General features: G+C 72.9%; 9 protein-coding genes. 4 read left to right on the forward strand and 5 right to left on the reverse strand.

The window, feature by feature from the left end; genetic code table 11:
* The first annotated feature begins 131 nt into the window (after nt 1-131).
* Together ACH4LD_RS35150 and ACH4LD_RS35155 are read left to right on the forward strand one after the other, a co-directional pair.
* Nucleotides 132-1580 (forward strand): tannase/feruloyl esterase family alpha/beta hydrolase, encoded by a 1449-nt coding sequence (locus ACH4LD_RS35150; RefSeq protein ID WP_398058170.1) that lies wholly within the window; start codon nt 132-134, stop codon nt 1578-1580.
* A 58-nt stretch (nt 1581-1638) separates the two neighbouring features.
* Nucleotides 1639-2136, forward strand: a complete 498-nt coding sequence (locus ACH4LD_RS35155) for a hypothetical protein (protein ID WP_014670824.1) — start codon at nt 1639-1641, stop codon at nt 2134-2136.
* A gap of 10 nt (nt 2137-2146) precedes the next feature.
* On the opposite strand, the gene ACH4LD_RS35160 is transcribed toward ACH4LD_RS35155, so the two are convergent.
* Both ACH4LD_RS35160 and ACH4LD_RS35165 read right to left on the reverse strand, forming a co-directional pair.
* The gene (locus ACH4LD_RS35160) at nt 2147-4117 is read right to left on the reverse strand and encodes an N-acetylmuramoyl-L-alanine amidase (protein WP_398058171.1); all 1971 of its coding nucleotides are present in this window, start codon (nt 4115-4117) and stop codon (nt 2147-2149) included.
* A gap of 263 nt (nt 4118-4380) precedes the next feature.
* Nucleotides 4381-5526, reverse strand: coding sequence for an aminoglycoside phosphotransferase family protein (locus ACH4LD_RS35165; protein WP_398058172.1), 1146 nt, complete (start codon nt 5524-5526; stop codon nt 4381-4383).
* A gap of 344 nt (nt 5527-5870) precedes the next feature.
* Here ACH4LD_RS35165 and ACH4LD_RS35170 point away from each other — a divergent pair, with 344 nt between their 5' ends.
* A complete protein-coding gene (locus tag ACH4LD_RS35170) occupies nt 5871-7367 on the forward strand; it encodes a hypothetical protein (protein ID WP_398058173.1) in 1497 nt (498 codons plus the stop codon).
* 47 nt (nt 7368-7414) lie between these two features.
* Here the strand turns inward: ACH4LD_RS35170 and ACH4LD_RS35175 are convergent, their stop codons facing one another.
* On the reverse strand, nt 7415-8845 hold the full coding sequence (locus ACH4LD_RS35175) for a PP2C family protein-serine/threonine phosphatase (RefSeq protein ID WP_398058174.1): 1431 nt from the start codon (nt 8843-8845) through the stop codon (nt 7415-7417).
* Nucleotides 8846-9192: 347 nt separating this feature from the next.
* Here ACH4LD_RS35175 and ACH4LD_RS35180 point away from each other — a divergent pair, with 347 nt between their 5' ends.
* On the forward strand, nt 9193-9606 hold the full coding sequence (locus tag ACH4LD_RS35180; RefSeq protein WP_103816020.1) for an SsgA family sporulation/cell division regulator: 414 nt from the start codon (nt 9193-9195) through the stop codon (nt 9604-9606).
* 72 nt (nt 9607-9678) lie between these two features.
* Here ACH4LD_RS35180 and ACH4LD_RS35185 read toward each other — a convergent pair whose 3' ends face one another.
* Both ACH4LD_RS35185 and ACH4LD_RS35190 read right to left on the reverse strand, forming a co-directional pair.
* Nucleotides 9679-10704, reverse strand: coding sequence for a Gfo/Idh/MocA family protein (locus ACH4LD_RS35185; RefSeq protein WP_398058175.1), 1026 nt, complete (start codon nt 10702-10704; stop codon nt 9679-9681).
* A 66-nt stretch (nt 10705-10770) separates the two neighbouring features.
* On the reverse strand, nt 10771-11865 hold the full coding sequence (locus ACH4LD_RS35190; RefSeq protein WP_398058176.1) for a chemotaxis protein: 1095 nt from the start codon (nt 11863-11865) through the stop codon (nt 10771-10773).
* Nucleotides 11866-12416: the final 551 nt, after the last annotated feature.

Genomic DNA, 12416 nt, shown 5'->3' on the forward strand with positions numbered 1-12416 from the left:
CAGGACCGGGAAGGGCCGCCATGGTGCCCGGCGCCGCCGAACGCGCCGTCATCATGGCGGCCCCACACATGTCCGGAACCCCCACACCCGCCCTAGCCTCCAGCGCGTCCCCAACCCGCCGGAGGAACCCCATGCTTCCCCACCGCACACCACCGCTCGGCCGCGCCGGACGGCGCACCCGGGCCGCCCGGCGCACCGCGCTGGGCTCCCTCTCGCTCGCCGCCGCCTGCGCGCTCCTGGTCACCCCCGCCACCGCGGCACCCGTCGGCCCGGATCCCGCGGACGCCCACTGCGCGGGACAGGCCCGGCTGCACGTCCCCGGCGCCGCCCGCCAGCAGACCGACTGCCTGGACGAGCTGACCACCGCCGGGACCGTGGCCACCGGCCACACCGACCCGGCCGACTACGCGGGACTCACCCCCAAGGACCTGCCCACGCCCAGTGGCGTCCCCGGCATCCAGATCGACGGCTACTTCCCGGACACCTCGACCACCAACACCAATCACGGCTGGCACCACGACTCCCAGTTCGTCGTGCGGCTGCCCGACCACTGGAACGGCGGCCTGGTGGTCGCCGGCACCCCGGGCAACCGCGAGCAGTACGCGAACGACCGGGCCATCGCCGACTGGGTGCTCGCCCGCGGCTACGCCTACGCCGCCACCGACAAGGGCAACACCGGCACGGCCTTCTACCGCGACGGCCGCCGTCCCGGCGACGCCATCGCCGAATGGAACACCCGCCTCACCCAGCTCACCCGCGCCGCCCGCGCCGTCGTCACCCAGCGCTACCAGCGGCCCCCGGCCCGCACCCTCGCCACCGGCATGTCCAACGGCGGCTACCTGGTGCGCTGGCAACTGGAGAACCACCCCGAGCTGTACGACGGCGGAGTCGACTGGGAGGGCACCCTCTGGCGCACGGACGGCCCCAACCTGCTGACCTTCCTGCCGGCCGCGCTGCGCCACTACCCCGCGTACGCCGCGGGCGGGCCCGGCGCGGCCGAGGCCGGGGCGGCGCTGCACAGGGCCGGCTTCCCGGCCGGCTCCGAGTTCCTGTGGCCGTACCACCACCAGGTCTACTGGGACCTCACCCAGCGGATCTACCGCGAGGAACTCGACCCCGGCTACGACGGTGACACCGAGGCGGGCACCCCGTACTGCGCCTCCGGCACCCCCGCCTGCGACGCCGACTACGCCTACCCGGACCGGCCCGCCGCCGCCCACCGGGCGGTCGACCGCATCGCCCTGACCGGACGCATCGGCAAGCCCTTGATCACCCTCCAGGGCACCCTCGACGTCCTGCTGCCGATCAGCCAGGACTCCGACGTCTACGCGCGCATGGTCCACCAGGCCGGCCGCGGCTCGCTGCTGCGCTACTACCGCATCGAGGACGGCACCCACACCGACTCGCTGGCCGACCTCTTCCCCGACCGGCTCCGCCCGATGGTGCCCTGCCACCGTTCCGCCTTCACCGCCCTGGAACGCTGGCTCGACGGAGCCGGCCGCCCGCCCGCCGACCGCACCGTCGCCCGCCCGGCCGGCGTGGACCCGGCCACCCTGCTCACCAGCTGCCCCCTGCGCTAGCCGATCTCCCGGGCGCCCACAGGTCACCCACCGGAGCCCAGGCACGTACCATGGCCGCATGTCGTTCCTCCGCCGCCGCAGCGCGACCCCTGCCGGACCCGACTTCGACGTGCTGGCCATGGACCCGGGCGACTGGCCGGGCAACCTCGGCGCGGGTCTGCTGCCCGCCCCCGACGGCACCTGCCAGGGCGTCTTCCTGCGTTACGACCTGTTCGGCGGACGCGGCCCCGCCATGATCATCGGCAACCTCCCCGAGGGCTCCCCGGCCCGTGACGTCGCCGAGGGGGAGATCCCCTTCGAGGTGGGGCAGCTGCTGCTGGCGCTGGAGAACGACGAGGAGGTCACCGTCGTCGGTGTCGAGGACACCCCGGTGCTCCAGGGCGACAACCTCCTCATCGTGCGGCGGCTGAAGCTCTCCGAGAGCCGGATCTCCTGCGTCCAGTTCGACCGCAGCGACGGCGTCCTCGTCACCATCGCCGCCTGGGACCGCCCGATCACCGACGACCTGTACGCCCTGCTGAAGCCGCTCCCGGCGGAGCTTTTCCAGCAGGGCTGAGAGACCGGGCCTAGCGCGCCGCCCCTTCGACCGTCACGTCCGCCGCCCGGACGAACCCGACCCGGTGGCCGTACTGGATCTCGTAGTACAGGTCCTGGCCCACCACCACCCGGTGCGAGTCGGGGGTGAAGGTGACCGCGTAGTAGTACTCGCCCGGCACCTCGTCACCGGCCACGTACTTCTGCCCGGCCGGGATCGTGTAGGGCAGCGGCACCACCGACTGGGCGGGGACGCCCGCCGGGTAGGCCTCCTTCTCCGGGTAGGCGCGGCCGTACACCGGGATGCTGGCCAGGCCGTCCCTCGGCCGCACCAGGAGGCCCTTCGCCGGTACGGCCGTCGGGTCCTTCACCGGGTTCCGGAACCAGGCCTTCTGCCCCAGGTACCAGATGGCCGTCCAGTCGCCCCAGCGGTCGGCCACCGCGTACTGCTGACCGGTGGACACCCGTGAGGACAGATCGTTCACCCCGTCGGTCGGGTCGGTCTTCAGGCCGATGTCCTTGACCAGCGGGGCGGTCTCGTCATGGTCGGTGTACAGCCGCACCTCGCTGGATCCGTGCGCCGCGCACGGCTCGCCCTTGGTGGTGCAGCCGGTGTACACGGGCCGGTTCGAGGCGTAGTCCGGCAGGATCGTCACCGCCTTGGCGTGCCGGCCGGCCGTGGGCCGGAACGGGTGGCCGAGCAGCCGGAAGTAGTGCCGCCAGTCCCAGTACGGGCCGGGGTCCGTGTGCATCCCCGGGACGGTGGACGCGGTCGGACCGGGCACGTTGTCGTGGCCCAGGATGTGCTGCCGGTCCAGCGGGACGTCGTACGTCCGGGCCAGGTACCGCACCAGCCGCGCCGAGGACCGGTACATCGCCTCCGTGTACCAGGCGTCCGGCGAGGTGAGGAAGCCCTCGTGCTCGATGCCGATCGACTTGGCGTTGACGTACCAGTTGCCGGCGTGCCAGGCCACGTCCTTGCCCTTGACGTGCTGGGCGATCAGCCCGTCGGTGGAGCGGATCGTGTAGTTCCAGGACACATAGGTGGGGTCCTTGATGAGGTTCATGACCCCGTCCCAGGCGCCCTCCGTGTCATGGATGACGATGTACTTGACGCTCTGCGACGCCGGGCGGTCGCCGAGGTCGTGGTTGCCGTAGTCGTTGTCCCCGAACTCCTCGTACGGCGCCGGGACCGACACACAGGACACCGATGCGGGGCACTCGGTGCCGTCCGTGGGCAGCGTGCGCAGGCCCGTCCGGCCCAGTCGGCCGGTGTCGGCGGTCAGTCGTGGCTGGGCGGCCAGGGACATACGCTGGCCGTCGTCCGTGACGCGCTCCTCGCCGGTGCGCAGCACGTCGTACACGTCGTCGGCGTACGCGGCGGCGGTCGCCGTGTCGTCGGCGCCGGAGAACCGGGCCACCGCGCCGTACCACTCGGCCGGGTCGGCGCTCAGCGGCTCGCCCAGCTCCTTCTGCGTGGCGGCGAGCAGGGCGGCACCGCCCGCCACGTTCGCCGCCGGGTCGGTGCGCAGTTCCTCGGCGGGGATGCCGGTCAATTCGGCCGCCCTCGGCAGCGTCTTCAGACGGGCCGGGACCGCCGACTCGGCCGGCACCTCGGCGACGGGGTGCAGCGCGGCACGAGCGCTGTCGCCCCGGGCGTCCTCCGTCCCCTCGGCGAAGTGCTCCGCGGTGGCGAGCGCGGTCCGGGCGTCGGTGAGGTGCATCGGGCCGTAGCCGCCGGTCACGCTCGGCGCGCCGCCGTGCGCGTCCCAGCGGGACTGGAGGTAGGAGACGGCCAGCAGAACGCTCTGCGGCACGTGGTAGTCGGCTGCCGCGGTGGCGAACGCGTGCTGCAACCGGTCCGTGCCGGAATCCGCGGCGGTGGGGGCCGGGGCGGCGCCGAGCAGGGGCAGCAGCAGGGCCGCGGAGGCGAGCGGGACGGCGGTCCGCCGCAGACGTCTGTGGCCGGGTGTGGACGTGGGGTCGGTGGCGGATCCTCGCAATGCGGCCTCCTGTGACGGGCGGAGCGTGGCGGGGCGTGCGGGGCCGAGCTGGGTCAGTGGTACCGGCTTGCCGACGATCCGTCAATGATGCCGTCAGACGGGCGATTTCCCATGTCACGGAGGGTTTCCGGCGAGTTTCGCGGCGGCGGCGCGCGGGCCTGCGGGGCGTCACTGGCATACACCAGTGGCTCTCGGAGGCGGGGCGTGCGGAGAAGGTCCGCGGTGCGCCGCCGCTCAGGGCGCACCGCGGAGCCGTCACCCCGTCAGCGAGTGCCCACCGCCGCGCGGACGGCCTTGCGGGCCATCTGGCAGTCGTCGTGCAACCGCCTGAGCAGCAGCCGCTGTTCCTCACCGGTCGGCATGGCACCGGGGTGGGCCGCGACCGGTGCCGCCGGGGCCGCCTCGTGCATCGAACGCTGCACGGCCGTCTCGTACCTACGGATCTCCCGGGTCAGCAGGAGCATCAGGTTCACCAGGAAGGCGTCCCGGGAGGCAGGGCCCGCCGACTGGGCGATCTGACTGATCTGCCGCCGGGCCACCGGCGCGTCCCCGAGGACCAGCCACAGCGTCGCCAGGTCGTACCCCGGCAGATACCAGCCCGCGTGCTCCCAGTCCACCAGCACTGGACCGGCCGGTGACAACAGGATGTTCGACAGCAGGGCGTCGCCGTGACAGAACTGGAGCATGCCGTGCCGGCCCACCTCTTGGGCGATGCCGTGCAGCAGCTTCTGCAGGTCACCCAGGTCCCGGTCGGTGAGCAGGCCCAGCTCGTGGTAGCGCGAGATCCGGGCCGCGTAGTCCAGCGGCATGTCGAAGGTGCCCGCCGGGGGCCGCCAGGCGTTCAGCCGGCAGATCGCGCCGAGCGCGGCCCGGATGTCCGCGCGCGGCGGCGCCTCCATCGGATGCCGCTGGAACGACGCCGTCCGGCCCGGCATCCGCTCGATCACCAGAGTGCAGTTGTCCGGGTCCGCCGCGATCAGCCTCGGCACCCGGACCGGCGGCCGGTGCCGGACGAACGAGCGGTATGCGGCTATTTCCTGGCGGCTCCGCTCCGCCCAGGCCGGCGAGTGGTCCAGGAGACACTTCGCGACGGCCGTGCTGCGCCCTGTCGTCCCGACGAGGAGGACGGACCGTCCGCTGCGCCGCAGGACCTGCACCGGGGCGAACTCCGGGCAGATCCGGTGCACCGAGGCGAGCGCGGTGCGCAGCTGCGCGCCCTGGGGGCCGGACAGGTCCAGCCTCCCGCTGAGCGGTTGGGCGCCGGGCTGGCCCGGGACCCGCCGGGTCCGGCCCGCGACCGGCACGGGACCGCCCGGACGCGGCGCCGGGTCGAGGTAGGGCCCGCCGCCCGCCGGGCGGGGGCGCAGCGGCCGGGGCGGGGCGGACACGGAGGACGATGCTGCGTACATGGGAGAAACAGATCCCTTCGTGTGCCTGCGGTGCCTGCCTGTACGTCCGCGTCCCGAACTCATGCTCACGTTGCGTGCCCCGTGAGCGTGGTTCCGGGAGCGTGCGCCCACCCGGCCCGGCCGTCCGGGTACACCCTGGGGAATGTGCCCGTCTTCGCCCGCCGTGCTCGGCCGTATACGGCCGTCATATGCGGGTGGCGACCGGGTCGGGGTGGCGCGTTCCTACCTGACACCCGATGGCCGGTGGCACACCATCTGGCGGACCCTGGCGAACCGTGGCGAATAGTCGCCCGGCAACTTGCACCGGGCTACTGTCAACTCAGCCGAGAACCTGGGGGCTTGACGTGAGCGGACAACCCAACACCCGCCTTGCGGACCTGTTCGGCCTGGCCGGCTGGTCGAAGGGCGAACTCGCGAGGCTGGTCAACCGGCAGGCGGCGGCCATGGGCCACCCCCAGCTGTCGACCGACACCTCCCGGGTGCGGCGGTGGATCGACATGGGAGAGATCCCGCGCGATCCGGTGCCGCGGGTGCTGGCGGCCCTGTTCACCGAGCGTCTCGGCCGTGTCGTGACCATCGAGGACCTAGGTCTGGTACGGCACGGGCGTACGGGGAAACGGCGGAGCGACGGGATCCAGGAACATCCCGACGGTGTGCCGTGGGCGCCCGAACGGACCGCCGCGGTCCTCACCGAATTCACGGGAATGGACCTCATGCTCAACCGACGCGGCTTGGTGGGCGCGGGTGCCGCGCTCGCCGCGGGATCCACACTCAGCAGCGCCATGCGCGACTGGCTGCACACCGACCCGGCCCTCAAGGCCGACGCCCCTGTCCTCGACGACCCCCTGCACGCCGACCCCGCCGGGTTCGACCGCTACGAGGCCGCCCCCATCGGGTCCCAGGAGATCGAGGAGCTGGAGCGCTCGGTCGAGGTGTTCCGCGCCTGGGACGCGGCCCGTGGCGGCGGGCTGCAGCGCAAGGCGGTCGTGGGCCAGCTCAACGAGGTGGGCGGCATGCTCGCCTACCACCACCCACCCCATCTCCAGCGGCGCCTGTGGGGCGTCGCTGCCAACCTCGCCGTCCTCGCGGGCTGGATGTCGCACGACGTCGGCCTGGAGCCCACGGCGCAGAAGTACTTCGTCATCGCCGCCCACGCCGCCAGGGAGGGCGGTGACCGGCCGCGCGCGGGTGAGGCGCTGTCCCGGGCGGCCCGGCAGATGGTGCACCTCGGCAGGCCGGATGACGCCCTGGACCTGATGAAGCTGGCCCAGTCCGGCGCCGGGGACCGCTTGCAGCCGCGGACGAAGGCGATGTTCCACACCATCGAGGCCTGGGCGCAGGCGTCGATGGGCAAGGGCCAGGCGATGCGCCGCACGCTCGGGCAGGCGGAGGACCTCTTCGTCTCCGACCGGCAGGACGTGGAACCGCCGGACTGGATGCAGACCTTCAAGGACGAGGATCTGTACGGCATGCAGGCGCTCGCCTACCGCACGCTGGCGGAGTTCGACCCGGGCGCCGCCGCGCACGCCCAGTACTACGCGGAGAAGGCCCTCGCCCTCCGCGTCGACGGGCGGGAGCGGTCGAAGATCTTCGACCATCTGTCCATGGCGTCGGCCTGCTTCATCGCCGACGACCCCGAACAGGCCGACCGCTACGCCCGGCTGGCCCTGATGTCCATGGGCTCGAACTCCTCCCGGCGCACCTGGGACCGGCTGCGGCAGATGTACCGGCTGACCGCACAGTACGCCGGCTATCCGGGGATCCACGAGCTGCGGGAGGAGATCAGGCTCGCCCTGCCCAAGCCGAGGGCCAAGGGGGACGGCAACAGCGCACAGGCGTAGGGGTCCTGTGCGCTGTCCGGCCCGGAGGGCCGGTCATGTGGTGACCGTCAGGTCGTGACCTTGACGACGAGCACGCACGCGTCGTCCTCGCGCCCGGCCCCACCGAACTCCTCGACGACCGTTCGCACACAGTCCTGCGCGGTGCGCGCCGCGCCGAACCGTGGGGCGAGGCCGACGAGCCGGTCCACAGCCGCCGTCCTGCTGTGGCCCGACAGCAGCCCGTCGGTGTGCAGGAGGAGCAGGTCGCCCGGTCGCAGGGTGACGACGGACTGTCCGTAGACGGCGCCCGAGGAGGCGCCGAGCAGGACGCCGTCCGGTGCGTTCAGCACGCGCCCCGTCCCGTCGCGGTACAGCAGCGGGGCGGGGTGTCCTGCCTGCGCCCAGACCAGGGTGCGGGTCTCGGGCCGGTAGCGGCAGCAGACGGCGCTGCCGAGGGCGGGTTGCACGGTGGTGTCGAGTAACTGGTTGAGCAGGGTGAGCAGTTGACCGGGCTCCGTGCCGGCCATCGCCATCCCGCGTACGGCACCGAGCAGCGTGGCCATACCGGAGGCGACGGCGACGCCCTGTCCGGTGAGGTCGCCGACGCTGAGCAGCGTCTGGCCGTCGGTCAGTTCCAGGGCGTCGTACCAGTCGCCGCCGAGCAGCGTGGGGGTCGCGGCCGGGAGGCGGTGGGCCGCCAGGTCCAGCGCGCCCGGCCCCTGGCGCGGGAGCCGCAGGGAGCCGCGCCATGGCGGCAGCACGGCTTCCTGCAGCTCTGCCGCGATCCGGTGCTCGGTCTGCTCCTGCCGGCGGTGGCGGTGCAGCGAGTCACGGGTCTCGCGCACCGTCCGCTGGCTGCGGCGCAGTTCGCTGACGTCGCGCAGCACGGCCCACATGGAGGTCGTACCGCCGTCGGCGCCGAGCACCGGCTCGCCCATCATGTGCACGGTCCGCACGGAGGCGTCGGGCCGTACGACACGGAACTCGCCGTCGATCGGCTTGGCGTCGACCAGGCAGTCCGTGACCATCGCGGTGAGTTTCGGCCGGTCCTCGTCCAGGACCAGGCTGGGCAGCTCGTCCAGGGTGAGGGCCGGACGGGCCGGGTCGAGGCCGAGGATCTGGTACAGCTCGCCGGACCAGGTCGCCTCGTCGGTCAGCAGATCCCACTCGGCGCTGCCCACGCGGCTGAGCAGCGAGCCGCTCGGGGCGGCGCCCGGCGCGGGCGGTGCCGCGAGAGGCGCCGCGGGCTCGGCCGGGGCGGGCTGCGGGCCGTCCCGCAGCTGGGCCAAGTGGGCGTCCAAATCGTCGAGTTGGTGCAGGGCGAGGTCGTACAGGGCGCGCTGCCAGCGTTCCTCGGGGTCCGCACCGTCGCTCCGGGTGTCCCGCCGTACGGCGTCCACGTCACCCTTGAGCCGCCGCGCCTGCGTTATCAGCGACTCGACCGAGCCGCGCCCGGGCGGCTGGGCGGCTGGGCGGTCCGCGGAGACTGGGGACGGCATGACGCACTCCGATGCGGGACGGTACGGCGGGGACGACGGGGGACCGCTACGACTGTCGCACAGCCCGCGACGCCCTGTAAGGGATTTGGCAACACACGATACGGTGGTGCTTCCGGCATATGCCAGAGTCTTCCCGGAGGGATCCGCGGGTACGAGAGGCGTACGCGCCGGGGTGGTCAAGTCGTAGCAGCAATACGCGAGTTGAGCCAGTCGGTGTGGCCCGGCCCCGGCGTTCAAGCGTGTGTTCGACGTCTGCGTGTTCCATGCTGGTGCGGAGCGGCCGGTACCTGCCGAAGTCTGACCGGAATTGACGGCATGCGACGGGGCCGCGCGGACTCCTTAAGAGCATGGACATCACCGTCGAACAGCTCGCCGAGGCCCGGCTCGTCACCGCCCAGGACCAGGAGGTCCCGGTGTCCGCCACTCTTCGTTACACCGCCGACGACCCCCTCGCCGTGTTCGTGGACTTCCCGGCCGAGGCCGCGCTGCACGGCGAGGAGGTCACCTGGACCTTCGCGCGCGCCCTGCTCGACCAGGGTCTGCGGGCCCCGGCCGGCCACGGGGACGTGCAGATATGGCCGTACGGCCGTACCCGGACGGTCATGGAGTTCCACTCGCCGCACGGCATGGCCCTGCTGCTGTTCCCGGCGTCCTCGCTGCGGCGCTTCCTGGTGCGGACGTACGAGGTGGTGGCGGGCGGGCAGGAGGACGTGGCCGACGTGGTGGAGCGGGGCCTGAGCGCGCTGTTCGGCGGGGTGTGAGGCGGGGACACCCCGGGCGGCGGCCGTTCGGTCGTCGACCGGCCGGACGGCGCCGGCCGCCCACTCCGCCGGTCAGCGGCTCGCGGGGGCGTACAGGTCCGGACGCGGGGCCAGGTCGACAGCCACCCGGCCTCCCGTCTCCAGCGCACGGACCCCCGCCTCGGCGACGGCGGACGCCGCGTAGCCGTCCCACACGTCCGGCCCGGTGACCTCCCCGCGCCGGGTCGCGTCGACCCACGCCTGCAGCTCACGGTCGTAGGCGTCGGCGAAGCGGACGAGATAGTCCTGCGCCACCTCTTCCCGGGCGCCGCCCCGGGTGGTGACCACCATGCTGTGCTCGTCGCCGATCCGGGCGCTGCCCGCCTCGCACACGGCCTCGCAGCGCACCTGGTAGCCGAAGCCGCTGTTCACGAAGACCTCCACGTCCACCAGGGCGCCCCGCTCGGTTTCGAACAGCACGAACTGCGGGTCGAGCAGGCCGTCGGGCGCGCCCGAGGACGGCGCGGGCCGCAGCACGGTGACCGCCGTCAGCTCCTGCCCGAGCAGCCAGCGGGCCGCGTCGATCTCGTGCGAGACGGAACTGTTGATCAGCATGGCGCTGGTGAAGCCGGCGGGGGAGGAGACGTTGCGGTGCGTGCAGTGCAGCATCAGCGGCCGGCCCAGGCTGCCCCCGGCCAGCAGGGCCTTCAGCCGCCGGTACTCGGCGTCGTAGCGGCGCATGAAGCCGATCTGGGCCAGCCGACGGCCGAGCGCCGCCTCGGCCTCCACGATCCGCAGGGCGCCGGCGGAGTCGGGCACCATGGGCTTCTCGCACAGCACCGGCAGCCGGCGGGCGAAGGCGGCGAGCAGCGCCTCCTCGTGCGCGGGGCCGGGGGAGGCGATCAGCACGGCCGCCACACCCGGCGCGTCGAGCGCGGCCACCGGGTCGGTGTGCACGCTGACCCCGTCGAGTCCGGCCACCGCTGACGCGGCCCGCTCGGCATCGGGGTCGGCCACCGCCGCGACCCTGGCTCCGCTGACCACCTGGTCGAGCCGTCGTATGTGATCGGCCCCCATGTGTCCGGCACCCAGTACCGCCACACCCAGCAGGTCACCCATGTGTGCGCTCCCTTACGCCGACGATCACGCCGTAGCGTACGCCGACGCAAGGGCGGGTCCGCAGGGTCAGTACCGCAGCACTCCCGCGATGCCGTGGGCGTCGCCGAGCGCGCCGTCGGGCACGAAGCGCACGTCGGCGCCCGTCTCCAGGCACTGCTCGACGATCTCGTCCACGATGTCGTCGCGGGCGTCCAGGTCGCCGGGTTCGGCCGGCACCAGATGTTCGCCGAGGTCGCGGACGGTGGCCCGGAAGTCCTCCTCCACGGCCAGCAGCCGGACCCGGCCCTCCCGGGCGCTCTGCCACAGCTCGTCCAGCCCGGCCGCGTACGTGCGGTGACCGCGCGCCGAGGTCAGCTCCTCGACCACGGCCTCGGTCTCCTTGCGGGACTCCTCCGCCAGCACCGGGCGCAGTGCCTGCCAGACCGCTTCGGGGCCGGCGTGCCCGAGACCGCCGCGCGGGACGTGGACGGCGGACTTGGCGACGCTGCCGACCTCGTCCAGCAGCGACAGCGCAGCCTGCTCGCCCATGACGTAGAGCGGCCGGGGCTGTTCGCGCAGGACCGTGGCCATGGCGGTGTCCGCCTCGCGCAGGAACTGGCGGGTGCCCTCGTCGCGGAAGGTGCTCGGCAGATCGCCGATCCGCATCTGGCGCTCCGCGTCGAAGTTCTCGCGTCTGCGCTCCAGCGGGAAGCCGCCCCAGCGTTCCTCCACGACCCGGTCCGGGCCGCCGCTCCACAGGGTGACGCGGTCCGCGGCGACGGACAGCACCCAGTAGGGGCGCTCGGCGGTGTGTGCGGCGACCAGGTTGCGGGTGAGGAAGGTGTCGGACAGCACCACCCGCTCGGGGACGGTCCGCGCCAGGGACCAGACCTGGTGCTCACCCGGGGCGGCGAAGATCACCAGCCCGTCCTCGGCATGCGTCAGGTCGACCTCCGCGAGGGCGCGGTCGAGCTGTGCCACGACGTCGGCGCGCCGCTCGCGGGTGACGGCGGGGTCGGACTCCAGACGCCTGCGCGCCTCGGTCAGCGCGTTGCGCAGCCGGACCGGGTCCTGGCCGCTCCCGCGTTCCCGACGGTGCGTCGGGGTCAGTACGGAGACTGCCGGATAGGGGCGCGGGCGCCGCAGTTCGGCAAGGGTCACGGGACTCAGTGCGTGCTCCATGACACGACGATAGGGCGGATTCACCATTACGGCATTCGGGGTAATCCGGTCATCAGTTACCTGCGCTGACCACCACCGCCGTTCTCGTCGCACGGCGGTGACGCGGGCCCCGCGGCCGGTTGCAGTACTCGTCGGTAACCGGGGCTGGAGCGGGCGCGTGAGGACACGCCAAGGCGTACCCCGACGCGCTCGTCCGCGTCCTGGGTGCCGGCCGCCCGAACTGCCGGGTGGAGAAGTCGGCCGAACCGACCGGAGGGCCGGACTCATTTCTGACCGCGAAGCCGTGGCGAGGCGTAGCGCTCGGGCTGCTTGGGGAAGTTTTTGCCTGTGGCTGGTTCATGTCGTCCCATGCCCGGTGACGGGCCGGTCTGCGGATTTTGCTGAGGCAAAACACGGCCGAAACCGTGGGGCGGACGCCCGCGCCGTGTTACAGCCGCGTTGACTCGGCCGACCGCCTGACGGACGCTCGATATATAGGTGCTCGATACAACTGGTTTGCCGGCCGGTCCTCCGCGACCGCGAAAGCGCAGGTGAACGCGGACCGACGGGCA

Origin of the sequence: Streptomyces sp. NPDC017676 (assembly GCF_044329325.1) — a bacterium.
GTDB lineage: Bacteria > Actinomycetota > Actinomycetes > Streptomycetales > Streptomycetaceae > Streptomyces.